Origin of the sequence: Pseudomonas sp. COW5 (genome assembly GCF_026240005.1) — a bacterium.
Taxonomy (GTDB): Bacteria; Pseudomonadota; Gammaproteobacteria; order Pseudomonadales; family Pseudomonadaceae; genus Aquipseudomonas; species Aquipseudomonas kribbensis.
In genome coordinates this window covers 2,973,046-2,998,339 of record NZ_JAPHVP010000001.1, presented here as the reverse complement: position 1 = coordinate 2,998,339, position 25,294 = coordinate 2,973,046, and the positions used below count along the sequence as shown (strand labels likewise).

The window sequence follows — 25,294 nt, the reverse complement described above, 5'->3', positions numbered from 1 at the left end:
TCGTGGGTACACTCAGCCCAGCTCACACAACGGAGAAAACAGCTGTGGATACTCTGTTCACCAAGATCATCAACCGGGAAATCCCGGCGAAGATCATCTACGAGGACGACCAGGTTCTGGCGTTCCACGACATCGCCCCGCAGGCACCGGTGCATTTTCTGGTGATACCGAAGAAACCGGTGCGCACCCTCAACGACCTGACCGAAGACGACAAGGCACTGGCCGGGCATATCCTGTTCACCGCCCAGCGTCTGGCGCTGGAGCTGGGTTGCGAAGAAGGCTTCCGGGTGGTGATGAACTGCAATGAAAAGGGTGGACAGACGGTCTACCACATTCATATGCACGTACTCGGTCAACGCCAGATGAACTGGCCGCCGGGCTGATCGACCTAAAATCTGTGGGAGCGCCCTGCTCCCATATGACCCAGCGCAAACCTTCCCCGGCCGATTCGGTTAAACTGGCCGCCGAGATTCTTCCCGGAGGTCAGCATGACTACCCAACGTCACTATTCGCCAATTGACCGTCTTCTGCTGCAAGCCGATGCCGCAATGCGAACCCTGCTGCCCTTCAGCGGCCAGCCGTACCGTCCGTCGCCGGCCATCGTGCAGCCCGACGTGCAGATGAGCGACGAAGACACCCGCCACGTCGCCGGCCTGATGCGCATCAACCATACCGGTGAAGTCTGTGCCCAGGCGCTATACCAAGGTCAGGCCCTGACCGCCAAGCTGCCGCAGGTTCGCGAAGCCATGGAGCATGCTGCCGAAGAAGAGATCGATCATCTGGTCTGGTGTGAACAGCGCATTCATCAGTTGGGCAGCCACACCAGCGTGCTCAATCCGCTGTTCTATGGGATGTCATTCGGGATCGGCGCAGTCGCCGGGCTGATCAGCGACAAGGTCAGCCTCGGTTTTGTCGCGGCGACCGAGCATCAGGTGTGCAAGCACTTGAACGAGCATCTGGAGCAACTGCCGGCCGAGGATGAAAAATCCCGGGCGATTCTGGAACAGATGCGTATCGATGAAGAACATCACGCAGAAAGTGCGCTGGAGGCTGGTGGTTTCCGCTTCCCGGCACCGGTGAAGTTCGGCATGAGCCTGTTGGCCAAAGTGATGACCAAGAGCACTTACCGGATCTGAAAAACGCCTATAAAAAAGGCGACTGCCGCAAAGCAGTCGCCTTTTTTTGTGCCTGGACTTCTTAGCTCGGCATATTGCGCGCGTAGAAGATTTCCAGCATTTCGTGTTTCACACGCTCGGTCACCTGAGCACGTTGCTCGGACGACAGGTTGCTGGTGGCATCACCGAACAGGTAGTTATCCAGTTCGAAGTTCTTCAGCAGCATTTTGGTGTGGAACAGGTTTTCCTGGTACACGTTCACGTCGGTCATCTGGTACGCGTCGCGGGTGTCTTCGGAAAGGTAGTTCTGGATTGAGTTGATCTCGTGGTCGATGAAGTGCTTGTTGCCTTCAACGTCACGGGTAAAGCCGCGCACACGGTAATCCACGGTCACGATGTCCGAATCGAACTGGTGAATGAGGAAGTTGAGCGCTTTGAGCGGTGAAATGACACCACAGGTCGACACGTCGATGTCCACACGGAACGTCGCAATACCGGCGTCCGGATGGATTTCCGGGTAGGTATGCACCGTGATGTGACTCTTGTCGAGGTGGGCCAGGATGATTTCCGGCAGCGGACCCGGGGACTCTTCGATCTGGCTTTCGGTCGGGGTGACCGGTTCTTCCGAGATCAGAATCGTGACGCTGGCACCCTGAGGCTCATAGTTCTGACTGGCAATGTTCAGAATGTTGGCACCAATGATTTCGACAACTTCCGTGAGGATCTGCGTCAGGCGTTCGGCGTTGTACTCTTGATTGATGTACTCGACGTAAGCCTGCTGGTCTTGCGGGGTTTCCGCGTAGCAGATGTCATAGATGTTGAAGCTCAAGGTCTTTGTCAGGTTATTGAACCCGTGGAGCTTGAGTTTGCTTTTCACCGTTAAAAACTCTCTATGTATGCGGCCCGGCCGCGTGATCAAGCATGCCCGTCAAGTGCGAACGACGCACCTGCGTAGGACGGTTAACACCTCTTCGCGATGGCGATTTTGGTTATCTGTTCAGGCGGATGACCCGTCGGCTGACCGATCACTGCCCTGAAAAAAGTGGCGCATTATGCAGACGTCAGCGGGGGATCGCCAGAGTCTGCACTGCTTTTATGATAGTTGAATGTCGGCTCAGCCGAGTTCGACGATTTCGTAGTCGTGGGTGATTGCCACGCCGGCCGCGCCGAGCATGATCGAGGCCGAGCAGTACTTCTCCGCCGACAGCTCGATGGCGCGTTTGACCTGGGCTTCTTTCAGACCACGGCCCTTGACCACGAAGTGCATGTGGATCTTGGTGAACACCTTCGGATCTTCGGTCGCACGTTCGGCGTCCAGGAAAGCCTCGCAGCTTTCAACGGCCTGGCGGGACTTCTTCAGAATGCTGACCACGTCGAAATTGCTGCAACCGCCAACGCCCAGCAGGAGCATCTCCATCGGGCGAACACCCAGATTGCGACCACCGGCGTCCGGCGGACCGTCCATGACCACGACATGACCGCTGCCGGATTCGCCGAGGAACATGGCTTCGCCAGCCCATTGGATGCGTGCCTTCATCGCCAAGACTCCACTGTAGAAAAAAGGGTCGCCAGCTTAGCACAGGGCCCCGGTTTGACTGCGAGCGGTGATCCTAGGACCGATGCCTTTACTGCGTAGGTAATTTCTCGAATTTTCGACGAAGTGTCTGGTAAGCTGGCGCCAATTCACTGGCGCCCCAAGCCGGTATTTGTAGCGATCGCCTCAGCGCCTCATATAAAAACCAAATATAACCGTGCAGTCTTTTCGGGATACAACCATGGTTGGTATTACCCCCACACCCAAAATCAAGAACCTCGACAAGCTGCTGATGCATTGCCAGCGCCGGCGCCATGCGGCCAAGAGCAACATCATCTGCGCCGGGGATCGCTCGGACACGCTGTACTTCATCATCCGCGGCTCGGTCACGATCCTGATCGAGGACGACGACGGCCGCGAGATGATCATCGCGTACCTGAATGCCGGGGACTTCTTCGGCGAGCTGGGCCTGTTCGAACAGGCCGGCCAGGAACAGGAGCGCAGTGCCTGGGTGCGGGCCAAGGTCGAGTGCGAAGTCGCGGAAATCAGCTACGCCAAATTCCGCGAATTGTCGCAGCAGGATCCAGACATTCTTTACGTGCTCAGCGGACAAATCGCACAACGCCTGCGCAACACCACACGCAAGGTCGGCGACTTGGCGTTCTTCGACGTCACGGGTCGTGTTGCTCGCTGCTTGCTGGAACTGTGCAAGCAACCCGACGCGATGACCCACCCGGACGGCATGCAGATCAAGGTGACCCGTCAGGAAATCGGGCGGATTGTTGGCTGTTCGCGGGAGATGGTCGGTCGCGTGCTCAAGGATCTTGAGGAACGCAACCTGGTGGATGTGAAGGGCAAGACCATGGTGGTCTTCGGCACTCGCTGAATCTGAAAAGTCAGCCGGCGTAGATCTGCGCCAGCATCAAACGAAAGAGTTCATCGAGACGCGCCAAGGCATGGGGCGCCTGGAATTTCTCATGCAACGCGATGTGGCTTGCAGCGCGTACCCGTTGCTCCAGGTCACACGCCTCGTTGAAGCGATTGACCGCCGCCACCATCGATTCGCGTTCGTCATCCAGCAACATCGCACCGTGCACCAGGCCAACCGGGCGCTGCCCACCCTGACTCTGACGCCAGCGCTGAGCGGTGCCGACCATCTTGCGACCGTCGAGGTTGACGTTGAAGCGACCGTCGCAGAACGCGCCGTCAATTTCACCCAGCGAAGACACGCCACCCAACTCATCCAGCAACTGACAGATCGGATCACACAGACGCCGGTATCCGGTTTCGATGCGGTTCAGATCGCCTTCGCTGCGAGGCGGTGCGTAGACCAGTGCAATATTGATGGTGGAAGCCGATTGCGGAACAGGTTCACCGCCGGTTTCACGCAGCAACACCGGCCAACCGGCAGCGGCGGAGACTTCGCAGGCGTGATCGAATCCGGGGAGGCGGTTCAAACGGCGCGGCATGACCAAAGCACGATCACTGGGCTGCCAGAACAGCAAACCGAATTCGGCGTCGCCGGCGCAGACCGATGCCAGCAGATCCTGTTCGGCTTGCAGGCCGGCTTCGATGGTCAGGGAAGTGGGGATCATAAGGTTTCCATAGGACGTTGAGCCTGAGGTGAATCTTATGCTGCCTTCGCGGGCAAGCCCGCTCCCACAGGGATACGGGCGCCAGCGAAGAGTCGATCAGTCGAGGGTCGAACCGCTCACCGGAACGCCGCGCTCAGGGAAGAACAGACGTTGCAGTTCAATGCCCGGGCTTTCCGCGCGCATGAACGCTTCTCCGACCAGGAACGCGTAAACGTCGCTGATTTCCATCAGTTCGACATCGGCACGATTGAGGATCCCGCTCTCGGTGATCACCAAACGGTCGCGCGGAATCCGTGGCAGCAGGTCGAGGGTGGTTTCCAGGCTTACGTCGAAGGTATGCAGGTTGCGGTTGTTGACCCCGACCAGCGGCGTGTCCAGCGTCTTCAATGCGCGTTCAAGCTCATCACCGTCGTGAACTTCCACCAGCACATCGAGACCGACGCCTTTGGCCACCGAAGCCAGCTCGGCCATTTTCACGTCATCCAGCGCGGAGACGATCAACAGCACGCAGTCGGCGCCCAGGGCACGGGCTTCGACGATCTGGTACGGATCGATCATGAAGTCCTTGCGGATCACCGGCAGCGAGCACGCGGCGCGGGCCTGTTGCAGGTAAGCATCGGCGCCCTGGAAGTAGTCGATATCGGTCAGTACCGACAGGCAGGTCGCCCCGCCCTTCTCGTAGCTTTTGGCGATGTCGGCGGGAACGAAGTTCTCGCGGATCACGCCTTTGCTCGGCGACGCCTTCTTGATTTCGGCGATCACGGCCGGTTGTTTCTTCTTGGCCTGCGCCAGCAATGCCTGGGCAAAACCGCGGGGTGCATCGGCCGCCTTGGCCAGACTTTCCAGCTCGCTCAGGCTCACACGGGCGCTACGCTCGGCGACTTCCTGAACCTTGCGGGCCAGAATGTTTTCCAGAACCGTCGGTACACTCATCCCTCATTCTCCACTTTGAATACCGCGGTAAAGGCACCCAACTCCTCGAGTTTTTCCCGAGCGAGGCCGGTGTGCAGAGCGTCGTGGGCCAGTGCCACGCCTTCTTTCAGACTTGTCGCCAGGTCAGCGGCGTACAGCGCTGCACCGGCATTGAGCACGATCATTTCCGCAGCCTTTTGGCCGTTCTCGGTCTTGCGCTTGCCCAGTGCATCGCGGATCAGTGCCAGCGAGGCTTCCGGGCCATCGACCGACAGACCGTGCAAGCTCTGGCTCTTCATGCCCAGATCTTCCGGCTCGACCCAATATTCGGTGATCTCGTTGTTCTTCAGCTCGGCCACATAAGTCGGCGCGGCAAGGCTGAACTCGTCCAAACCGTCCTTCGAATGCACCACCAGCACATGTTTGCTGCCCAGACGCTGCAAGACTTCGGCCAATGGCCGGCACAGGGCCTGGGTGAAGACGCCGACTACCTGATGTTTGACGCCGGCCGGATTCGTAAGCGGGCCGAGCATGTTGAACAGGGTGCGCAGGCCAAGGTCGCGGCGCGGGCCGGCGGCGTACTTCATGGCTTTGTGATGAGTCTGGGCAAACATGAAACCGATGCCGACGTTGTCGATGCAACGTGCCACCTGAACCGGGGTCAGGTTGAGGTAGATCCCGGCCGCTTCGAGCAGGTCGGCGCTGCCGCTCTTCCCCGACACCGCGCGGTTGCCGTGCTTGGCCACAGTGCAGCCGGCAGCGGCAACGACAAAAGCCGAAGCCGTGGAAACGTTGAAAATGTTCGCGCCATCACCGCCGGTGCCGACCACATCGACCACGCCGTCGAGGGTCTTGAGTTCGACCTGATCAGCCAGCTCGCGCATCACCGACACCGCGCCGACGATTTCGTCGATGCTCTCGCTCTTCATGCGCATGGCCATCATGAACGCGCCGATCTGCGCGTCGGTGCATTGGCCGGTCATGATTTCGCGCATCACGTCGCGCATTTCTTCGGTGCTGAGGTCGAGGTGATCGACGATACGGCTCAGGGCTGTCTTGATATTCATGGAGAGTCCTTAGCGCGTGCCGCCGGTTTGTTTGAGGAAGTTGGCGAACAGTTCATGGCCCTGCTCGGTGAGGATCGATTCCGGGTGAAACTGTACGCCTTCGATGTTCAGAGTCTTGTGACGCAGGCCCATGATTTCGTCGACTGAGCCGTCATCGTGCTGAGTCCACGCGGTCAGCTCCAGACAATCGGGCAAGGTCTCGTGCTTGACGATCAGGGAATGATAACGGGTGACGGTCAGCGGACGATTCAGACCGGCAAATACGCCCTTGTCCTCGTGGAATACCGGGCTAGTCTTACCGTGCATCACTTGGCGGGCACGTACCACATCACCGCCAAAGGCCTGGCCGATGGACTGATGGCCGAGGCAGACGCCGAGGATCGGCAGTTTTCCGGCGAAGTGTTTGATGGCTTCGATGGAGATGCCGGCTTCGGTCGGCGTGCACGGACCGGGGGACACCACGATTCGCTCCGGGTTGAGTGCTTCGATTTCGGCAATGGTCAGCTCGTCGTTGCGCACGACCTTGACCTCGGCACCCAGCTCGCCGAGGTATTGCACAACGTTGTAAGTAAAGGAGTCGTAGTTGTCGATCATCAGCAACATGGCGTTTCGAACCTCTTGAATTCTGACTTGGAAACAGCCTTCGGATGACTTGCCAGGACGCTGCACAAAGTCGGACGCGCAAGTGGCGACGGCAAGGCGGCATATCAAACGGGCAAGGAAGGCAAAGCGATACAGATCCGGCGGGGCCGGCAGAAAAGATTCAGGCGCGCCAACGCCAGCGGGCGTGTGCCTTGATGACTTGATCCAGAAGTTTGCTGGTGATCAACACGGGGAAGGTCTCGTTCATACGTTCCCGCACAGTAACTTAGCTGGGCAGAGCGTGCAATATGGCCGGGCCTGACGGGGGGAAAACTATGGGAGGGTTGACGACCGATGGCAAAACGCCGGAAGTTTTTGGTACTGTCGTTTCGTTCCATACAACAATAAATAAACGGACTTGCTCATGATCAAACAGACGTTGTTTGTACCGCTCGCCGGATGCCTGCTCGCGATGGCCTGCGCCCAGGCGAATGCCGCACCCAATCCTTATTCGAATTTCGTTGTCTTCGGTGACAGTCTCAGCGACGCGGGGACGTTTTCCGATCCGGATGGTCCTGCCGGCTCGGTCAAACGGTTTACCAACCGCACCGGCCCCAACTATCAGGACGGCAGCGGAGAGTTCTATTCGCTCAACGCCACCCAACTGATTGGCGGCCGCCTGGGCTTCACGCCGAATCAGACCGCCTCCGCGGATTCGGCGGTACGCGCCGGCCAGGGTCTGCCGGATGGCAATAACTGGGCGGTCGGCGGCTACCGCACCGACCAGATTCTCGATTCGATCACCACTACATCCGCCAGCGGTGAACGCACCCGTGCCGGCTACCTGCCGTCGAACGGCTTCCGCGCCGACCCGAATGCCCTGTATTACCTGACTGGAGGCGGCAACGACTTCCTTCAGGGCCGCGTCACCAGCCTGCCTCAGGCCAACGCCGCCGCCGATCGACTGGTCGACAGCGTGCGCACTCTGCAAGGCGCGGGTGCCCGCTACATCATGGTCTGGCTGCTGCCGGACATCGGCCTGACTCCGGCCATCAACGGCTCACCGTTGCAAGGCTTCACGTCGCAACTCAGCGCCCAGTTCAACACCGAGCTGGTGAGCCAGTTGCAGACGGTCGGCGCCAACGTGATCCCGCTGAACATTCCGGTTCTGCTCAAGGAAGCGTTTGCCAACCCGGCACAGTTCGGCCTGGCTACCGATCAGAACCTGGTCGCCACCTGCTTCAGCGGCGACAGCTGCACCGAAAACGCTCGGTACGGGATCAACAGCGCCACGCCGGACCCGACCAAGCTGATCTACAACGACTCGGTGCACCCGACCGAAGCCGGGCAACGCTTGATCGCCGACTACGCCTACTCGTTGCTGGCCGCCCCATGGGAACTGACCCTGCTGCCGGAAATGGCCCAAGGCACGTTGCGCGCGCATCAGGACGAACTGCGTAACCAATGGCTGGCCGACTGGGAAAACTGGCAAGGCGTCGGTCAATGGCGAGCGATTGTCTCCGCTGGCGGCCAGCATCAGGACTTCGACGACCAGCACGCCGGGGCAAGCGCCGACGGCAACGGTTACAACCTGAATATCGGTGGCAGCTACCGCCTCGACGACGCCTGGCGTGTCGGTGTGGCGGCGGGTTTCTATCACCAGAAACTCGAAGCCGGCGACAACGACTCCGAGTACAAACTCAACTCCTACATGGGCACCGCATTCGCCCAGTACCAGCAAAACCGCTGGTGGGGTGACCTGGCCGTTACCGCCGGACATCTGGACTACGACAGCCTGAAGCGCAAGTTCCAGCTCGGGGTCAACGAACGTGGCGAGAAAGGCGATACCGACGGCTATGTACTGGCCATCGGCGGCCGCGTCGGCTACGACATCGCGCCAGAGGCGAGCAGCCCATGGCATCTGTCGCCATTCGTCAGCGCCGACTTCGGCAAGGTGGAAGTCGACGGTTATTCGGAAAAAGGCGCGGACGCCACTGCGCTGACCTTCGACGACCAGTCGCGCAACTCCCGCCGTCTCGGTCTCGGCATCCAGGGCAAATACCAGATCACCGCACAGACCCAGGTGTTCGGCGAATTCGCCCACGAGCGCGAATACAACGACGACGCCCAGGATCTGACGATGAACCTCAACAGCCTGCCGAACAATCGCTACACCCTGGAAGGCTACACGCCGCAGACCAACCTCAACCGCCTGAACCTGGGCGTCAGCCACAACCTCACCAAGGAAGTCGCTCTTCGCGCCAGCTACAACATTCGCAAGGATGACGACTTTACCCAGCAAGGGGTCAATGTTGGCGTAAGTCTCGACTTCTGATCAGTCGGCAATAAAAAACGCGGCGCCCTCACAGGCGCCGCGTTTTTTTATGGCTGAATCCCCCCCGTCACTCAGTCCGGGGTTTGCTCCGCCAGCGCAACGGCACGGAACATCGCCCGACGCTTGTTGATAGTTTCTTCCCACTCCAGCGCCGGCACCGAGTCGGCAACGATGCCGCCACCGGCCTGCACATGCAGCTCGCCGTTTTTGATCACTGCAGTGCGGATCGCAATGGCGGTGTCCATGTTGCCGTTCCAGGCGAAGTAACCGACCGCGCCGCCATACACGCCACGCTTGACCGGCTCCAGTTCGTCGATGATTTCCATCGCGCGGATCTTCGGCGCCCCGGACAAGGTGCCCGCCGGCAGAATCGCCCGCAATGCATCCATGGCGGTCAGCCCGGATTTCAACTGGCCAGTAACGTTGGACACGATGTGCATCACGTTGGAATAACGCTCGATGACCATTTTCTCGGTGAGTTTCACCGAGCCGATCTCCGAAACACGCCCGGTGTCGTTGCGACCGAGGTCGATCAGCATCAGGTGCTCGGCGATCTCCTTGTCGTCGGACAGCAGGTCTTCTTCCAGCGCCACGTCCGCCTCTTCAGTGGCTCCGCGAGGACGGGTGCCGGCAATCGGGCGCACGGTGATCAGATTGTCTTCGACCCGCACCAGCACTTCCGGCGAGCTGCCGACGACGTGGAAATCGCCGAAGTTGAAGAAGTACATGTATGGCGTCGGGTTGAAACAACGCAGCGCGCGGTACAGATCGATCGGCGCAGCCTTGAAGTCGATCGACATGCGCTGGGACGGCACAACCTGCATGCAGTCACCGGCGAGGATGTATTCCTTGATGGTGTCGACGGCTTTTTCGTAGTCATCCTGGGTGAAACTGGAGCGGAACACCGGCTCGGCCGCCTGCTGCTTGCTGAAATCCAGGCCACGACGCGGGGTGATCGGCTGACGCAGCTTTTCCAGCAGTTCCTGCAACTGCGCCTGACCCTGCTCGTAGGCATCGGCCTGCGCCGGGTCGGCCAGCACGATCGCGTGCATCTTGCCGGCGAGGTTGTCGAATACCACTACCGCATCGGAGACCATCAGCAGAATATCCGGTACGCCCAGCGGATCCGGGTTCGGGCACTTGCCGAGGCGCTTCTCTACATAACGCACGCAGTCGTAGCCGAAGTAACCCACCAGGCCGCCGTTGAAGCGCGGCAGACCGGCGATGGTCGGCACGTTGTAGCGAGCCTTGAAGGTTTCGACGAAGGCCAGCGGGTCTTCGACGTCGTGGCTTTCGGTCTCGACGCCATCGACGGTGATGCTGACGTGATGGTCATGAACCCGCAGCACGGTGCGGCACGGCAGGCCGATGATCGAGTAACGGCCCCATTTCTCGCCGCCCTGCACCGATTCGAGCAGGTAGGAGTTGGGCTGGTCGGCCAGTTTCAGGTAGATCGACAGCGGGGTGTCGAAGTCGGCCAGGGTTTCGCAGGCCAGCGGGATGCGGTTGTAGCCGTCAGCGGCCAGACGCAGGAATTCTTCGCGGATCATAGGGTGCCTCGTGGTGTGAGGTGCAAATCAGTCAGGTGTGCAAACGCGCCGGCAGGCCGGCCAGGAACAAGTCAGGCGCGCCAACGCCAGCGGGCCAGGGCCTTGATGACTTTCATCCAGAGTTTGCGGGTGACCACCACGATGGCGTTTCCAGAAGGGGATTGAGATGCGTCGGGCAACGTTATCTCAGCGGCCGTATCCAGGCAACCGGGAATTAGCTTGCGCAGATCGTCGATCACCAGCGCCGGGGATTCTTCGGCAATCGGCCGGCCATGGTTGTAGCCATAACTGAGCGCGACACATTTGACCCCCGCCGCTTTCGCCGCCAGCACATCGCTGCGCGAGTCGCCGACGAACAGCGATTGCGAGGCCGGAATGCCGGACATCTTCATGACGAAGAACAGCGCCGCCGGATCGGGCTTCTTCTGCGGCAGGGTATCGCCGCCGATGATCCACTTGAAGTAGCGGCCGATCTTCATCTGATCCAGCAGCGGCGCGACGAAGCGCTCCGGCTTGTTGGTGATCAGCGCCATGGCCACGCCCTGCTTGTGCAGCCATTTCAGAGTGTCGCGCACGCCGGGATAGACCACGGTCAGCTCATGGCTGGCGCCGTAGGCTTCCATGAACACCTCCAGCGCATGCTCGGCTTCGACGTCATCCACGGCGCAATGGTCGATGCCACCGGCCAAGGCGCGGCGCACCAGCACCGGCGCACCGTTGCCGACCCACTCGCGCACCGACTCGATACCGGCAGGCTTGCGCCCGAGGGAGAGCAGCATGTTATCCACCGCCGCCGCCAGGTCGGGTACCGAGTCGATCAGCGTGCCATCCAGATCGAACATCACCAACCGCGGCAGTTGCCCCGGGAACAGCTGCTCAAATCCGCTCATGGGCGGGCCAGCGCCAGTTCGGAACGCATCTTGTCGATGACTTCCTGATAGTTCGGCGCATTGAAGATCGCCGAGCCGGCCACGAAGGTGTCGGCACCGGCAGCGGCAATTTCACGGATGTTGTTGACGTTGACGCCGCCGTCGATTTCCAGGCGGATGTCACGGCCCGAGGCATCGATGATCGCGCGCGCTTCGCGCAGCTTGTCAAGGGTGCCGGGGATGAATTTCTGCCCGCCGAAGCCCGGGTTGACGCTCATCAGCAAGACCATGTCGACCTTGTCGATCACGTACTTGAGCACGTCGAGCGGGGTCGCCGGGTTGAACACCAGGCCGGATTTGCAGCCGCCTTCACGGATCAGTTGCAGCGAACGATCGACGTGCAGCGTGGCTTCCGGGTGGAAGGTGATGTAGGTGGCGCCGGCCTCGATGAAGTCGCCGACGATGCGATCCACCGGGCTGACCATCAGGTGTGCGTCGATCGGCGCGGTGATGCCGTACTTGCGCAGCGCGGCGCAGACCATCGGGCCGATGGTCAGGTTCGGCACGTAGTGGTTGTCCATGACATCGAAGTGGACGAAGTCGGCACCGGCGGCCAGAACGTTGTCCACTTCCTCGCCCAGGCGGGCGAAGTCGGCGGAGAGAATCGACGGAGCAATAACGAAGGGCTGCATGACGCACCTTTTCTGAGCTAAATCACGATGGCGCGCATTGTATACCTCAAGTTTCCGCGCGCGCACCGTGACCGCGATGATTGGGTTGTGCCATGACGGATGACCGTCGGGTTCTCAGTACGCCGCCCGGTAGATCTTCTCGATGTCGCCAGCGCTGAGCTTTCGCGGGTTGTTGCGCATCAGGCGCTCGATCCCCGCGGCCTCTACGGCCATGGCCGGGATCGCGTCTTCGGGCACGCCGAAACTGCGCAGCCCCGGCGGGATTTCTACCGCAGCGCACAGTTCGGTCATTGCCGTGACGGCACTGTCGGCCGCTTCATTGAGACTCAGATGAGCGGTCTTCACCCCCATGGCTTCGGCAATATCCTGCATCCGTTCGACGCAGGCCATCTTGTTCCAGGTCATGACATACGGCAGCAACAGCGCATTGCTGACGCCGTGGGCAATGTTGAAACGCCCGCCCAGCGGATACGCCAGCGCATGCACCGCGCCGACCCCGGCATTGCCGAACGCCATGCCGGCCATCAGGCTGGCGGTGGCCATGTCTTCCCGGGCCTGCAGGTTGGATGGATTGGCGTAGGCCTTGGGCAAAGACCGGGCGATCAGCTTGATTGCGCCGATGGCCAGCGAATCGGTGATCGGCGAGGCATTCAACGACAGGTAGGACTCGATGGCATGCACCAGCGCATCGACACCACTGGCGGCGGTCACGCTGCGCGGACAGGTCAGGGTCATCTGCGGGCTGACCAGCGCCACGTCCGGCAACAGGTAGTCACTGACGATGCCCTTCTTCAACTGGGCGACCTTGTCCGAAAGAATCGCCACGTTGGTCACCTCAGAACCGGTGCCGGCCGTGGTCGGGATGGCGATCAGCGGCGGGCCTTTGCGCGGCACCTGATCGACGCCGAACAGATCTTCCAGCGCGCCGTGATAACCGGCGTACGCGGCAACACTCTTGGCGATGTCGATGGCACTGCCACCACCGAGGCCGATCAGACCGTCATGGCCGCCCTCTCGGTAGACGCGCATGCAGTCTTCGACGATGGCGATTTCCGGATCCGGCAGCACTCGGTCGAAGATTTCGTACTCACGCTCGCCGATCTGCGCCAGCGCCAGCTCCACCGTGCCGGACTTGACCAGCGCGGCATCGGTGACGATCAGCGGGTTGTCGATATCCAGCCGCGTGAGCTCGGCCGCCAGTTGCTCGATGGCCCCGGCGCCGGTGATCAGTTTGTGAGCGATCTTGAACGAGGAAAGACTCATCGTGCGCAGCCTCTTATAGATGTGGGAGCTGAGCACAAGCGTAGCTGGGGAATTGGGGTTGTCTGTCATTCACTCCATGAATGATCGATTAAGAGCAAGAGCGCCCTCACCCTAACCCTCTCCCGGGGGGAGAGGGAACTGACCGTGGTGATTAGGAGATGTACACCGACTTGCGATACCGAGTCGAACACAGATTCTGAACAGCACGAATATCTGCTCCCTTCCCCCTCGCCCCCTTGGGGGAGAGGGTTGGGGTGAGGGGGTAACGATCTCAAGCCGAATGCTAAACCTGAGCAGTACGCAGCTTCTCACTCCGCCCACGCAACCACTCCAGCGTCAGCAGCAGGATGACGGAGAAGGCAATCAGCAAAGTGGCAGCCGCCGCAATCGTCGGACTCAGGTTCTCGCGAATCCCGCTGAACATCTGCCGAGGCAACGTCGCCTGCTCGGGTCCGGCGAGGAACAACGTCACCACCACTTCATCGAACGATGTCGCAAAGGCAAACAGCGCCCCGGAAATCACCCCCGGCGCAATCAGCGGCAAGGTTACCCGGCGGAATGTCACCAGAGGCGAGGCCCCAAGGCTGGCCGCCGCCCGCACCAGATTGTGGTTGAAGCCCTGCAAGGTCGCTGACACCGTGATGATCACGAACGGCACACCCAGCACCGCGTGCACCACGATCAGCGAGAAGAAACTGTTGCCCAGCCCCAGCGGCGCGAAGAACAGATAACTCGCTACACCGATGATCACCACCGGCACTACCATCGGCGAAATCACCAGCGCCATCACCAGCGCCTTGCCGGGAAAATCGCCACGGGTCAGGCCGATGGCCGCCAGCGTGCCGAAGACCATGGCCAGCACCGTTGCGGCCGGGGCGACGATGATGCTGTTCTTCAGCGAGCGCATCCATTCCGCCGAGGCGAAGAAGTCCTGATACCAGTGCAGCGAGAAACCTTGCAGCGGGTACACCAGGAAGCTGCCCGAGTTGAACGACAGCGGCACGATCACCAGCACCGGCAGGATCAGGAACAACAGGATCAAGCCGCAGAGGATCCGCAAGCTGTAGAACCACACCCGCTCGACGGGCGACATATAAGGACTCAGCATTTCAAATTCCCCTTAGCTCAGGCGCAGGCGACTGGCGCCCACCAGCCAGCTGTAGATCAGATAAAGCACCACGGTCGCCAGCAGCAACAGCCCGCCGAGTGCAGTGGCCATGCCCCAGTTGATGCTGGTGTTGGTGTAGAACGCGACGAAGTAGCTGACCATCTGATCGTTCGGGCTGCCGAGCAGCGCCGGGGTGATGTAGTAGCCGATGGCGAGGATGAACACCAACAGGCAACCGGCGCCGACACCGGCATAGGTCTGCGGGAAGTACACCCGCCAGAAACTGGCGAACGGATGGCAACCCAGGGAAATCGCGGCGCGCATGTAAGTCGGCGAGATGCCTTTCATCACGCTGTAGATCGGCAGGATCATGAACGGCAGCAGGATGTGCACCATCGAGATGTAGACCCCGGTGCGATTGAACACCAGCTCCAGCGGTTTATCGATGATGCCCATCGCCATCAGTGCGCTGTTGATCAAGCCGCCGGATTGCAGCAACACGATCCACGCGGCGACTCGCACCAGGATCGAGGTCCAGAACGGCAGCAGCACCAGAATCATCAACAGGTTGCTTTGACGCGACGGCAGATTGGCCAGCAGGTACGCCAGCGGATAGGCCAGCACCAGGCAGATCACAGTGATGATCAAGCCCATCCAGAAGGTCCGGGCGAAGATGTCGAGGTAGATCGCCTGATCCGGGGTGGCCGGGGCCAGTTCGCCGAGGTCGTCGATGCGATGATCCACTGCCGCCAGCAGGTAGAACGGCGTGATGCTGCTGGTGTTGCGCTTCACGGCCTGCCAGTAGGCCGGATCGCCCCAGCGTTCGTCGAGGCCTTCCAGTGCTTCTTTATAAGAGGCCGGTTCACTGGCGAATGGCAGCGAACGAGCGGTTTTGGTCAGCAGGCTGCGATAGCCGGCCAACTCCATGTTCAAGCGCTTGGACAGATCGCCCAGGGTCTGGTTTTTGCGCGCTTCGGCGAGGTCTTCGCCGGCGGCCTTGTAGACCGGTTCAGCGGGCAGTCCGCGACCGTCCCAACTGGCAATGGCCGCCACGGTGCGTGGCATGCCGCCCACCACTTCCGGGTTGCCGACGCTTTTGTAGAGCAGCGCCACGATCGGCACCAGGAACACCAGCAACAGAAACAGCACCAGCGGCGCGATCAGCGCCTGGGCCTTCCAGCGGTTGACCCGCTCGGCGTGCTTGAGCCGCTGCTTCAAGGTGGGGCTGTTGCCCTCGTTCAGGGGAACGGCGATAGCCATGACGTACTCCGCAAATCTTTGATCGTTACAGAGGTGGCGAACCACCTCGATCGATTGATGCATACAGATCCAAATGTGGGAGCGGGCTTGCTCGCGAAGGCGGCGTGTCAGTCGACATCAATGTTGAATGTACTGACGCTTTCGCGAGCAAGCCCGCTCCCACAGGGGGGGCGAGCCCTCTACTTACTTCGCAGCCCAGGCGTTGAAACGCTGCTCCAGTTGCTCACCGTTGTCAGCCCAGAAGCTGACGTCGATCTGCACCTGGTTGGCGATGTTTTCCGGGGTGGTCGGCATGTCTTTCAGGATCGCCTTGTCCAGCAAAGGCACGGCCTGGGAGTTGGCCGGACCGTAGGCGATGTTTTCCGAGTAGGTCTTCTGCTGCTGCGGCTGCACCGAGAACGCGATGAATTTCTTCGCCGCTTCGGCACGTGCCTTGTCCAGGCCTTTCGGGATGGCCCAGGCGTCGAAGTCGTAGATGCCGCCGTTCCACACCACTTTCAGGTTGGATTCTTTCTGCACGGCAGCGATACGACCGTTGTAGGCCGAGCTCATGACCACGTCACCGGAAGCGAGGTACTGCGGCGGCTGGGCGCCGGCTTCCCACCACTGGATGTTCGGTTTCAGCTCATCCAGTTTCTTGAACGCACGGTCCTGGCCGTTCTTGCTGGCCAGTTCCTTGTAGACGTCTTTTGGCGCAACGCCGTCGGCCATCAGTGCGAATTCGAGGGTGTACTTGGCGCCTTTACGCAGGCCACGCTTGCCCGGGAATTTCTTGGTGTCCCAGAAATCCGCCCAACTGGTCGGTGCGGTTTTCAGCTTGTCGGCGTTGTAGGCCAGCACGGTCGACCACACGAAGAAGCCCACGCCGCACGGCTGGATAGCGCCTTTGACGTAGTCTTCGGTCTTGCCGAACAGCGCAGGATCGAGCTGCTCGAACATGTCTTCGTCGCAGCCACGGGACAGCTCCGGCGATTCCACCTCCACCAGATCCCAGGACACGCTCTTGGTATCGACCATGGCTTTGACCTTGGCCATTTCACCGTTGTACTCGCCGGCAACGATCTTGCCGTTGCCCGCCGCTTCCCACGGTGCGTAGAAGGCTTTGACTTGCGCCGCCTTGTTCGCCCCGCCAAACGACACCACGGTCAGATCCGGGCCGGCGGCCATTGCGCTTGCCGCACCCATCAGGCCCAGGGTCAGGGCTGTGAACTTCAGGGATCTCAACATTTATTGTTCTCTCCACGTGCAGGGTTGGTGTTGGTATTGCCGGGGCGCTTAATGCGCCTCTAGAAGAGGATCAAGCGCGCGAACGTGCTCGACCTGCCAGCCAAGCGGAACCACGTCGCCGACCGCGAGCGCTGGATCGAGCTCGGCAATCGGTTGTTTCACGAAGAAGTCGGTCTTGCCGCAGACTTCCAGGCGCACCCGGACGTGGTCGCCCAGATAGATGAATTCGGCCACCCGCCCGGAGAAGCGGTTGACGCATTGGTCGCTCGAACCGTTGAGACTGACGCGCTCCGGGCGAATCGACAGGGTGACCGGTTCGCCGGTCTGGCCGATGTTGACCGCCAGCGCCTCGACCTTTTCCCCACGACCCAGCTCGACCACACAGCGCTCGCCGTTCTGGCTGAGCAGGCGACCGTTGAGGCGGTTGTTCTCGCCGATGAAGTTGGCGACGAAGGTGTTCTTCGGTTCTTCGTAGAGAGTGCGCGGCGGTGCGATCTGCTGGATCTCGCCCTGATGGAACACGGCAACGCGGTCGGACATGGTCAGGGCTTCGCCCTGGTCGTGGGTCACGTAGACCACGGTCACGCCGAGGCGCTGGTGCAGGTGTTTGATCTCCATCTGCATGTGTTCGCGCAGCTGTTTGTCGAGAGCGCCGAGGGGTTCGTCCATCAGCACCAGTTGCGGCTCGAACACCAGCGCGCGGGCCAGTGCCACACGCTGTTGCTGGCCGCCGGACAGTTGCGCCGGATAACGCGATGCGAAGGCATCGAGCTGGACCATGCTCAGGACTTTCTTGACCTTGTCGCTGACGTCGCTCTTGTTCAGGCCACGCACGGTCAGCGGGAACGCCAGGTTTTCGGCGACAGTCATGTGCGGGAACAGCGCGTAGTTCTGGAACACCATGCCGATGTCACGCTTGTGCGGCGGCACGTTGTTGATCGCGCGCCCGGCCAGGAGGATTTCGCCGGCGGTCGGCGTTTCGAAACCGGCGAGCATCATCAGGCTGGTGGTCTTGCCGGAGCCGGACGGCCCGAGCAGGGTCAGGAACTCGCCCTTGCGGATGTCCAGGTTGAGGTCTTTGACGATCAGGTTCTCGCCGTCGTAGCTCTTCTGCACTCCACGAAAGCTGACCAGCACATCGCTGGCCCCTGCGTTTGATTCGACCTGGCTCATACCCACACCTTTGTTATTGATGACTGCTGTGGGATTAAGCCTAGTGGCTGCCTGCAGTCACGCAAATCGGGGCGCAGGAGAGAATCGCCTCAGCCGGATGGAAGGCCGGGGGTAGGGATTGCCCTACAAGGATGGCGCGTTTTGGCAAACCCGACGCATGGGTCGGGGCTCAAGTCGTCAGAACCGGCAAAAGCAGTTGTCGCTAATGGATATGTGCAGTCTGCAAGGGAGTGAAGACCCGGTGGGAGCCAGCCTGCTGGCGATTGCATTCTGTCAGTCGGTGATGCGGTGACGGTTCGACCGCTATCGCGAGCAGGCTCGCTCCCACATTTGGTTTCCGGTGAACTAGAGAAGTTTGTGTTCCATCGCGTACTTCACCAGTTCGGCGAGTGAGGTGATGTTGAGTTTCTGCATCAGCCGCGCCTTGTGGGTGCTGATGGTCTTGCTGCTCAGGGCCAGTTGCTGGGCGATGTCGTTGACGTTGGCACCCTGGGCCAGACGTTCGAACACCGAGAACTCACGTTCGGACAACAACGAATGCAGCGGCCGCGTATCGGTCAGGCCGACTTCGAAGACCATCCGGTCGGCCAGTTCCGGATCGATGTAGCGTCCACCGGCTGCGACCTTGCGGATTGCCGTCAGCAGCAGCGCCGGATCGCTGTCCTTGGTCGCATAGCCGGCGGCGCCGACCTTCAGCGCCCGGGCAGCCATCTGCGCTTCGTCGTGCATCGACAGCACCAGAATCGCCGGCGGATTGTTCAGTGCGCGGATGCGTGGAATCGCTTCCAGCCCGTTGACCCCGGGCATGGAAATATCCAGCAGCACCACCTCGCACGGCACATTGCGCAAGGTCTCGAGCAATTGCTCGCCATTGCTCGCTTCCCCCACCACTTGCAGATCCTTGGCCAGGCCGATCAATTGCTTGATGCCTTCGCGAACGATGGTGTGGTCTTCGGCTACCAGTACACGGATCACTTACTTCTCCTCATCCAGTGGCACCCGCACGCTCAGTGTGGTGCCCTCGCCCGGCGCGCTGTCGAGTGACAACTGCCCGCCCATGATCAACACCCGCTCACGCATGCCCACCAGTCCAAAGGATGTCGGCCTGCCCGCAGCGGCGACAAATCCTACGCCATCATCGCTGACGGTCAGACACAAATCGGCGCCTTCGAGCGCCAGCGTCAGTTCCACAGTATGCGCCTGGGCGTGGCGCATGACGTTGGTCAGCGCCTCCTGGAGGATGCGGAACAGGCCGATGGCCTTGGCGTCGCTCAGCGGTGGCAGATTGTCCGGCACCTGCACCAGACACGGAATCTGCGTGCGCGCCTCGAAACGTCGGGCCTGCCATTCGATCGCCGAGGCAATCCCGGCATCGAGAATCGGCGGGCGCAGCGCCGTCGCCACGTCGCGCACCAACTGGAACAACTGGGCGATCAGGCGTTTCATGCTGTTCAGACGTTCGTTAAGCCCGGGATCGAGTTGCGCGTAGGCCAGTTCGCACATCGATGTCTCCAGTTTCAGCACCGTCAGCATCTGCCCCAGTTCATCGTGAACTTCACGGGCAATGCGCGCCTTCTCCTCTTCCCGCACGCTTTCGAGGTGCGCGGAAAGTTCGCGCAACTGCTCCCGCGATGCCGCCAGCTCCAGTTCGATACGCTTGCTTTCGGTGATGTCCCAGACGATGCCGTCCCAGACGTAGGCGCCGTCCTCCAGTTGCCGGGTGATGGCCTTGATCTCGGCCCAGCGCTGCTCGCCCTGGCGCGTAAGAATTCGCCCCTGCCACGACCAGTCGCTGTCGGTGTCCAGCGCATGGTCCTGAGTCTGGTGATAACCGGCCTTGTCGTCCGGATGCACCAGGCTGCGCAAACCCATGTCGCGATGGGCGATGGCGGCCGGTGCGTAGCCCACCAGACTTTCGCTGCCCTCGCTGATGTAGGCAAAGTCGATCTGCCCGGTCACCGGCGCCCGCTCCAGGCGGAATACAAGCCCCGGCACGTTGGCCGCGATGCCTTGCAGGCGCGCCTCGCTTTCCTGCAACGCAGCCAGGGCACGACGGCGCTCGGTCACGTCGGTGAGGTAGACCACCAGATACTCGCTGTCGCGAAAGCGCAAAAAACTCAGCGACACATCCGCCGGCAACACACTGCCATCGGCCCGCACGCAGTTCGTCTCGAAGCTGAGGGGCCCTTCTTCGCTGGCCCGGGCGCGTTTCCACAAATTGAGCCAGCGATCCATGTGCAGGCCGGGTTCGAAGTCGATCAGCGGTCGCTCGATCAGCGCGCCCTGTGGATAACCGAGCATGTGTTCCGCCGCGCGGTTGGCGTAACGCACATGGCTGTCCCAGTTGACCCAGAGAATGCCGACGGTGCTCTGGTCGATGGAAAACTGGGTCAGGCGCAGGGCTTCTTCGCTGGCCGCGCGCAGGGCGATGTCTTCCCGGGCGGCCAGCAGGCGTTGTTCGAGACTGCGTTGCTGACGCCGCTGCCAAAAAACAATCGCCGCACAACTGAGCAGCAACACGGCGAACAACAGGCTCAGGTTCTGCCAGAACCCCGGCGACTCCGAGAGCCTCGGGTATTTGGGTTGCAGCCATTGCGTGTGCAGGCGCTCCAGATCTTTCGCCGGGATCGCCCGCAAGGCGCTTTCGACGATCCCGGCCAGTTCCGGCCAGTCGCGACGGGTGGCGACCCGCAGCAGTTGCGGCAAACCGATGTCGCCGACCACTACCAGCCCGGCAAACTCAGGCTCTGTGGACAGCCGCCCCAGTTGCGCTTCATCCACCACCGCGTAAGACGCCTGCTGACTCAACAATAACTGCAACGCCTGACGCTCCAGCGGCACGCCTTGCAGATTCAGATGGGGATAGTTGCCGCGCAGGTAATCGGCGGTGACGCTGGGCATGCGTACGGCCACCCGGGCCTGGCTGTCGAGCTTTTCCAGTTCGACCGAACTGCTGACTTTCTGGTCGCTGACCACCAGTTGCGGCACGCGCATGTAGGGATCGGAGAACTGCCAGAGGCGCAATGAGCCGGGGGTCTGGGTCAGACCCGGGGCGATATCGATTTCGCCGTCCCGTGCGGCGGCTTCGAGTTGTTCCAGATCGGGGAAGTTGCGCCAGCTGAGTTCGATGTGGAGGGCCTTGGCCATCCACTTCATCAACTCGACATTGGCCCCGGACAGCCGCTGCAGGCGCCGGTCGTATTGCGCGTACGGCGCCTGCAGAATCAGGCCCACACGCAATTCATTGTGCCCGGCCAGCCACTGATGCTGGCTCGCCGACAGCTGCGCAGCATGACTCGGCGGGGCAGACGCGGCCCAGCCCATCAAGGGAAACGCCAGACAGCCGATAACCCACAGGCAGCAAAAACGCATCATTGAAATCCCATACACTGACAAATTCTGACCAACCCATTAGGCTGCCGGGATACTTTCTGGCCTGGAATAACCGATGCCCCCTGTCTCTCGCCTGGCAATGCCAGCATTGTGCCTGTCGCTGATCCTGCCTTGTGCCTTTTCCGTCGAAGCCGCCGATCCGGCACCCGCCCCTGCCGCGGAAAAACCCGCCGAAGAAAAACCGGTCGAACGCCAGCCACTGCTTGAGCGTAGTCAGGAAGAGGCTTCGGCACTCGAACGCAAAGTCCCGGCCCAGGAACAACAACAGTTGCAGGCCGGCAGCGACACCTTCCTCGCTCTGTGGAAACCGGCCAACACCGCCGACCCCAAAGGCGTGGTGATCCTCATCCCCGGTGCCGGCGAAACCGCTGACTGGCCCCAGGCGATCGGCCCGCTGCGGCGTAAATTGCCGGACGTCGAGTGGAACAGCCTGAGTATCACCCTGCCCGACCTGCAAAGCGATGCCATCGCACCGCGCGTGGTCGAAGCACCCGCAGCGCCGAAAACCGCCGATGCCGGCAGCAAGGATTCGACCACCGCCCAACCGATCGAGCAAGCCGCCGGCGGTGAAGCGGACGTGGGTGACAAGGTCGTTGCCGAAACCACCGAAGAACAGGCCAAAGCCGACGCCGAGCGAATCTTCGCCCGCATCGACGCGGCAATTGCCTACGCCGAACAGCAAGATGCGCACAGCATCGTGCTGCTGGGTCACGGCACCGGCGCCTATTGGGCCGCACGTTTCCTCAACGAAAAGCAGACCGCGCAAGTGGAAAAGCTGCTGATGGTCGCCGCGCAAGTGCCGCCCAAGGCCAATCCTGAACTGGCAGAACTGACGCCACTGCTGAAGCTGCCGACGGCCGATATCTTCTATATGGACAAGCCGCTGGATCGCAACGCCGCGCTGGAACGTTTGCAGGCCAGCAAGCGCTTGAAGACGTCGTCGTTCAGCCAGGTCGCGCTCAAGGCGCTGCCCGACAACAAGGCCGAGCAGGAGCAATTGTTCCGCCGGGTGCGCGGCTGGTTGAATCCGCAAAAACCGGACTGACCTACCACACAAAAAAAGATCGCAGCCAGGGCTGCGATCTTTTTTTCATCTAGCGGAAATCCCGCCGCTCGCGAATCAATGTGTAGGCATTGTGCAATTCGCGGGTCCTTTCAGTCGCTTCGAGCACCTGGGCCGCCGTCGCACCACTACCGGCCACCTTGTCCGGATGATGGCGACTGAGCAGGCGACGATAGGCGCGCTTGATCTGTGCCGGTTCGCTGGTCGCCGACACCCCGAGCAGACGCATCGCGTCCTGATAACTCACCGCCGCGCTGACGATCGGGCGCTTGTGCGGTTCGTAATCCGCCGCCAGCGCCTGAATCTGGTGAGTCGTCCAGCCCAGCCACTTGCCCCACTGCGCCAGCAGTTCGCGCTCGCTGCTGCCGGCCCGGCCATCGGCCCAGACCATCCGCCAGCAGGCACGCAACACGCCTTCGGCAGCATGGGGTTGAGCACTCAGACGCCGCAGGTAACCGCGCAGACGATCCCCGCCAGACTTGCCGCGATTGAACGCGGCAATGGCCCGGCGCTGCGCCGGCTCGCTCATGTCCAGTGCGCGCATCTCCTGACGCGCTTGCTGGATATGACCGTCGGTGACCCGCCCGTCACTCTTGGCCAGACGCCCGAGCAGGACGAACAACAGCTCGTCGTTGCGCAGCATCGGCTGGCCGCCGAGTTTTTCCCGCAAATGTCCCCAGCTCTGCAGATGAAGACGCCGATCCAGCGCCTGCCCCAACAAAGCCCCAAGCATGGCCCCCGGAATGCTGGCGATAGCAAAACCCGCTCCGGCTCCAATCAGAGTCCCTGGCCACAACATATCAGCGACTCGCTTCTATCAAGGTTTCGGCTTCAGCCAGACGCTCGTGCGTACCGACATCGACCCAGTGGCCTTTCAGTCGCTCACCGCTCACCTGCCCGTCCGCCATGGCTTTGCGCAGCAACGGTGCCAGTTTGAAGGCGCCGTCCGCGCAGCCGTCGAACAGTTGCGGATGCAGCACGGCGATGCCGCTGTAGGTCAGGGTCGGCGAGTCCGGCTGGCCGTCCTGTACCTGATCACCGATCAGACTAAAGTCACCGGCCGGGTGATGGGCCGGGTTGTCTGCCAGCACCAGATGCGCCAGTCCGCTGATCGGCTGGTGCAGCACGCTGAAGTCGTAATCGGTCCAGATATCGCCATTGACCACCAGGAACGCTTCGTCACCGAGCAGCGGCAAGGCGCGGAAGATGCCGCCGCCGGTTTCCAGCGGCTCGCCTTCGGGCGAATAACGGATGCTCAGGCCGAATTGCGAGCCGTCACCCAGGTAATCTTCGATCTGCTGGCCGAGCCAGGCATGGTTGATCACGATGTCGCTGAAACCCGCCGCCGCGAGGGCGCGCAGGTGATACTCGATCAATGGCACGCCAGCGGCACGCACCAGCGGTTTGGGGGTGGTCAGGGTCAGCGGGCGCATGCGCTCGCCTTTGCCGGCCGCCAGAATCATTGCCTTCATGCCGTCACTCCGGCACGCAGGCTGACCAGCAGCGCCTGCAATTGCGCCAACTCCGGACGGCGGGCGATCACCGCTTCTATATAAGCGAAGAAACGCGGTACGTCGGCCAGATATCGAGGCTTGCCATCGCGGTGACAGATGCGGGCGAAGATCCCGATGACCTTCAAGTGGCGCTGCACGCCCATCAGGTCGCTGGCGCGCAGGAAATCTTCGAAATCCGGCTGTACCGGAATATTCAGCGCCGTCGCCTGCTGCCAGTAGCTTTCGAGCCAGCCGCGTACACGCTCTTCAGGCCAGCTGAGGAAGGCATCCTTGAACAGGCAGGTCACGTCATAGGTCACCGGGCCGTACACCGCGTCCTGGAAATCCAGCACGCCGGGGTTCGGTTCGCTGAGCATCAGGTTGCGCGGCATGTAGTCGCGGTGCACCAGCACTTTGGGCTGGGCCAGCGCGCTGTCGATCAGCAGTTCGCTGACTTGCTGCCATTGCTGCTGTTGCGTGGCGTCGAATTCGATGCCCAGCTCGCGCTTCACGTACCACTCGGGGAACAGTTCCAGCTCACGGCGCAGCAGCGCGACGTCATAGCTCGGTAGCGGTGCCACCATCGGCAACTGCTGAAAAGCCAACAGCGCCTGCAAGGCATCGCTGAACAATGCGTCGGCATTTTCGCCATTGATCACGTCGAGATAGGTCTTGTTGCCCAGGTCATTGAGCAAAAGAAATCCGCGATCAAGGTCTTCTGCATAAATTTTCGGCACATTGATACCGGATTTCGCCAGCAAAAAGGCGATATCCACGAACGGTTTGCAGTTTTCCTGGGGGGGCGGTGCGTCCATCACGACGAAACTGCGACCGGCACCTTCCCAGCGGAAATAACGGCGGAAACTCGCGTCGCTGCTGGCCGCAGTCAACGTGGCCGGGGGTACGGCACCCCAGCCCTGTTCGGCAAAAAGGGTCGCCAACTGTTCATCGAGCCAAACTTTCAGGTGTTGCAAGCGTACATCTTGGTCAGGCATTGCAAGGGTCTCCGACGGCGCTAGCCGTCAAGCGGGTCATGCTTTATTATCCAGCATCTTTTTCAGAC

24 protein-coding genes are annotated in these 25,294 nt (G+C 61.1%); 5 read left to right on the top strand and 19 right to left on the bottom strand.

Annotation, left to right across the window (positions count from 1 at the left end; all coding sequences use genetic code 11):
* Positions 1–44 precede the first annotated feature (44 nt).
* Complete coding sequence (locus OQ248_RS13595) at positions 45–383, top strand: histidine triad nucleotide-binding protein (protein ID WP_003228789.1); 339 nt, start codon at positions 45–47, stop codon at positions 381–383.
* A gap of 105 nt (positions 384–488) precedes the next feature.
* The gene (gene coq7 / locus OQ248_RS13590) at positions 489–1,136 is read left to right on the top strand and encodes a 2-polyprenyl-3-methyl-6-methoxy-1,4-benzoquinone monooxygenase (protein ID WP_007956317.1); all 648 of its coding nucleotides are present in this window, start codon (positions 489–491) and stop codon (positions 1,134–1,136) included.
* A 61-nt stretch (positions 1,137–1,197) separates the two neighbouring features.
* On the opposite strand, the gene speD is transcribed toward coq7, so the two are convergent.
* A complete protein-coding gene (gene speD, locus OQ248_RS13585) occupies positions 1,198–1,992 on the bottom strand; it encodes an adenosylmethionine decarboxylase (protein ID WP_007956315.1) in 795 nt (264 codons plus the stop codon).
* 237 nt (positions 1,993–2,229) lie between these two features.
* Positions 2,230–2,652, bottom strand: coding sequence for an OsmC family protein (locus tag OQ248_RS13580; RefSeq protein WP_016772921.1), 423 nt, complete (start codon positions 2,650–2,652; stop codon positions 2,230–2,232).
* 238 nt (positions 2,653–2,890) lie between these two features.
* On the opposite strand from OQ248_RS13580, the gene crp reads away from it, so the two are divergent.
* Positions 2,891–3,535 (top strand): cAMP-activated global transcriptional regulator CRP, encoded by a 645-nt coding sequence (crp, locus tag OQ248_RS13575; protein WP_085709238.1) that lies wholly within the window; start codon positions 2,891–2,893, stop codon positions 3,533–3,535.
* A gap of 10 nt (positions 3,536–3,545) precedes the next feature.
* On the opposite strand, the gene OQ248_RS13570 is transcribed toward crp, so the two are convergent.
* From OQ248_RS13570 to OQ248_RS13555, 4 genes are all read right to left on the bottom strand, one after another.
* Positions 3,546–4,244, bottom strand: coding sequence for a lipoate--protein ligase family protein (locus OQ248_RS13570; protein WP_265813088.1), 699 nt, complete (start codon positions 4,242–4,244; stop codon positions 3,546–3,548).
* Between the two features lie 96 nt (positions 4,245–4,340).
* Complete coding sequence (gene trpC, locus OQ248_RS13565; protein WP_119427656.1) at positions 4,341–5,177, bottom strand: indole-3-glycerol phosphate synthase TrpC; 837 nt, start codon at positions 5,175–5,177, stop codon at positions 4,341–4,343.
* Entirely contained in the window at positions 5,174–6,223 is a 1,050-nt protein-coding gene (gene trpD, locus OQ248_RS13560; protein ID WP_265813087.1) for an anthranilate phosphoribosyltransferase, read from the bottom strand. The genes trpC and trpD overlap by 4 nt, the downstream gene beginning before the upstream one ends.
* A gap of 9 nt (positions 6,224–6,232) precedes the next feature.
* The gene (locus OQ248_RS13555) at positions 6,233–6,826 is read right to left on the bottom strand and encodes an aminodeoxychorismate/anthranilate synthase component II (RefSeq protein ID WP_007956309.1); all 594 of its coding nucleotides are present in this window, start codon (positions 6,824–6,826) and stop codon (positions 6,233–6,235) included.
* 403 nt (positions 6,827–7,229) lie between these two features.
* Between OQ248_RS13555 and estP the strand changes: the two genes are divergently transcribed.
* On the top strand, positions 7,230–9,140 hold the full coding sequence (gene estP, locus OQ248_RS13550) for an esterase EstP (RefSeq protein WP_265813086.1): 1,911 nt from the start codon (positions 7,230–7,232) through the stop codon (positions 9,138–9,140).
* Between the two features lie 71 nt (positions 9,141–9,211).
* On the opposite strand, the gene trpE is transcribed toward estP, so the two are convergent.
* From trpE to OQ248_RS13500, 10 genes are all read right to left on the bottom strand, one after another.
* The gene (gene trpE, locus OQ248_RS13545) at positions 9,212–10,690 is read right to left on the bottom strand and encodes an anthranilate synthase component I (RefSeq protein WP_085709232.1); all 1,479 of its coding nucleotides are present in this window, start codon (positions 10,688–10,690) and stop codon (positions 9,212–9,214) included.
* 71 nt (positions 10,691–10,761) lie between these two features.
* A complete protein-coding gene (locus tag OQ248_RS13540; RefSeq protein ID WP_265813085.1) occupies positions 10,762–11,580 on the bottom strand; it encodes a phosphoglycolate phosphatase in 819 nt (272 codons plus the stop codon).
* Positions 11,577–12,251: a ribulose-phosphate 3-epimerase gene (gene rpe, locus OQ248_RS13535; protein ID WP_003228808.1), complete on the bottom strand. Its 675-nt coding sequence runs from the start codon at positions 12,249–12,251 to the stop codon at positions 11,577–11,579. The genes OQ248_RS13540 and rpe overlap by 4 nt, the downstream gene beginning before the upstream one ends.
* 114 nt (positions 12,252–12,365) lie before the next feature.
* Complete coding sequence (locus tag OQ248_RS13530) at positions 12,366–13,514, bottom strand: iron-containing alcohol dehydrogenase (RefSeq protein ID WP_265813084.1); 1,149 nt, start codon at positions 13,512–13,514, stop codon at positions 12,366–12,368.
* 283 nt (positions 13,515–13,797) lie between these two features.
* Entirely contained in the window at positions 13,798–14,622 is an 825-nt protein-coding gene (locus OQ248_RS13525) for an ABC transporter permease (protein ID WP_085709230.1), read from the bottom strand.
* 12 nt (positions 14,623–14,634) lie between these two features.
* Complete coding sequence (locus OQ248_RS13520) at positions 14,635–15,882, bottom strand: ABC transporter permease (protein ID WP_085709229.1); 1,248 nt, start codon at positions 15,880–15,882, stop codon at positions 14,635–14,637.
* A gap of 183 nt (positions 15,883–16,065) precedes the next feature.
* Positions 16,066–17,109: an ABC transporter substrate-binding protein gene (locus OQ248_RS13515; RefSeq protein WP_085709228.1), complete on the bottom strand. Its 1,044-nt coding sequence runs from the start codon at positions 17,107–17,109 to the stop codon at positions 16,066–16,068.
* 48 nt (positions 17,110–17,157) lie between these two features.
* Complete coding sequence (locus OQ248_RS13510; protein ID WP_007959931.1) at positions 17,158–18,282, bottom strand: ABC transporter ATP-binding protein; 1,125 nt, start codon at positions 18,280–18,282, stop codon at positions 17,158–17,160.
* Positions 18,283–18,627: 345 nt separating this feature from the next.
* Entirely contained in the window at positions 18,628–19,257 is a 630-nt protein-coding gene (locus OQ248_RS13505) for a response regulator transcription factor (RefSeq protein WP_085709227.1), read from the bottom strand.
* Complete coding sequence (locus OQ248_RS13500; protein WP_265813083.1) at positions 19,258–21,657, bottom strand: sensor histidine kinase; 2,400 nt, start codon at positions 21,655–21,657, stop codon at positions 19,258–19,260.
* Between the two features lie 73 nt (positions 21,658–21,730).
* Here OQ248_RS13500 and OQ248_RS13495 point away from each other — a divergent pair, with 73 nt between their 5' ends.
* The gene (locus OQ248_RS13495) at positions 21,731–22,720 is read left to right on the top strand and encodes an alpha/beta hydrolase family protein (protein ID WP_265813082.1); all 990 of its coding nucleotides are present in this window, start codon (positions 21,731–21,733) and stop codon (positions 22,718–22,720) included.
* Between the two features lie 49 nt (positions 22,721–22,769).
* On the opposite strand, the gene OQ248_RS13490 is transcribed toward OQ248_RS13495, so the two are convergent.
* From OQ248_RS13490 to OQ248_RS13480, 3 genes are read right to left on the bottom strand one after another with little or no spacing between them, the layout of a single operon-like run.
* Positions 22,770–23,537, bottom strand: coding sequence for a TerB family tellurite resistance protein (locus OQ248_RS13490; RefSeq protein ID WP_265813081.1), 768 nt, complete (start codon positions 23,535–23,537; stop codon positions 22,770–22,772).
* Position 23,538: 1 nt separating this feature from the next.
* Positions 23,539–24,210, bottom strand: coding sequence for an N-acetylmuramate alpha-1-phosphate uridylyltransferase MurU (gene murU, locus OQ248_RS13485; RefSeq protein ID WP_265813080.1), 672 nt, complete (start codon positions 24,208–24,210; stop codon positions 23,539–23,541).
* Positions 24,207–25,226: a phosphotransferase gene (locus OQ248_RS13480; protein ID WP_265813079.1), complete on the bottom strand. Its 1,020-nt coding sequence runs from the start codon at positions 25,224–25,226 to the stop codon at positions 24,207–24,209. Before OQ248_RS13480 ends, murU begins: the two co-directional genes overlap by 4 nt.
* Between the last annotated feature and the right edge of the window lie 68 nt (positions 25,227–25,294).

Coding starts and splice junctions, on each gene's coding strand:
- coq7 (WP_007956317.1), top strand. CDS start 489: ATGACTACCCAACGTCACTATTCGCCAATTGACCGTCTTCTGCTGCAA.
- OQ248_RS13580 (WP_016772921.1), bottom strand. CDS start 2,652: ATGAAGGCACGCATCCAATGGGCTGGCGAAGCCATGTTCCTCGGCGAA.
- crp (WP_085709238.1), top strand. CDS start 2,891: ATGGTTGGTATTACCCCCACACCCAAAATCAAGAACCTCGACAAGCTG.
- OQ248_RS13570 (WP_265813088.1), bottom strand. CDS start 4,244: ATGATCCCCACTTCCCTGACCATCGAAGCCGGCCTGCAAGCCGAACAG.
- trpC (WP_119427656.1), bottom strand. CDS start 5,177: ATGAGTGTACCGACGGTTCTGGAAAACATTCTGGCCCGCAAGGTTCAG.
- trpD (WP_265813087.1), bottom strand. CDS start 6,223: ATGAATATCAAGACAGCCCTGAGCCGTATCGTCGATCACCTCGACCTC.
- OQ248_RS13555 (WP_007956309.1), bottom strand. CDS start 6,826: ATGTTGCTGATGATCGACAACTACGACTCCTTTACTTACAACGTTGTG.
- estP (WP_265813086.1), top strand. CDS start 7,230: ATGATCAAACAGACGTTGTTTGTACCGCTCGCCGGATGCCTGCTCGCG.
- trpE (WP_085709232.1), bottom strand. CDS start 10,690: ATGATCCGCGAAGAATTCCTGCGTCTGGCCGCTGACGGCTACAACCGC.
- OQ248_RS13540 (WP_265813085.1), bottom strand. CDS start 11,580: ATGAGCGGATTTGAGCAGCTGTTCCCGGGGCAACTGCCGCGGTTGGTG.
- rpe (WP_003228808.1), bottom strand. CDS start 12,251: ATGCAGCCCTTCGTTATTGCTCCGTCGATTCTCTCCGCCGACTTCGCC.
- OQ248_RS13530 (WP_265813084.1), bottom strand. CDS start 13,514: ATGAGTCTTTCCTCGTTCAAGATCGCTCACAAACTGATCACCGGCGCC.
- OQ248_RS13525 (WP_085709230.1), bottom strand. CDS start 14,622: ATGCTGAGTCCTTATATGTCGCCCGTCGAGCGGGTGTGGTTCTACAGC.
- OQ248_RS13520 (WP_085709229.1), bottom strand. CDS start 15,882: ATGGCTATCGCCGTTCCCCTGAACGAGGGCAACAGCCCCACCTTGAAG.
- OQ248_RS13515 (WP_085709228.1), bottom strand. CDS start 17,109: ATGTTGAGATCCCTGAAGTTCACAGCCCTGACCCTGGGCCTGATGGGT.
- OQ248_RS13510 (WP_007959931.1), bottom strand. CDS start 18,282: ATGAGCCAGGTCGAATCAAACGCAGGGGCCAGCGATGTGCTGGTCAGC.
- OQ248_RS13500 (WP_265813083.1), bottom strand. CDS start 21,657: ATGATGCGTTTTTGCTGCCTGTGGGTTATCGGCTGTCTGGCGTTTCCC.
- OQ248_RS13495 (WP_265813082.1), top strand. CDS start 21,731: ATGCCCCCTGTCTCTCGCCTGGCAATGCCAGCATTGTGCCTGTCGCTG.
- OQ248_RS13490 (WP_265813081.1), bottom strand. CDS start 23,537: ATGTTGTGGCCAGGGACTCTGATTGGAGCCGGAGCGGGTTTTGCTATC.
- murU (WP_265813080.1), bottom strand. CDS start 24,210: ATGAAGGCAATGATTCTGGCGGCCGGCAAAGGCGAGCGCATGCGCCCG.
- OQ248_RS13480 (WP_265813079.1), bottom strand. CDS start 25,226: ATGCCTGACCAAGATGTACGCTTGCAACACCTGAAAGTTTGGCTCGAT.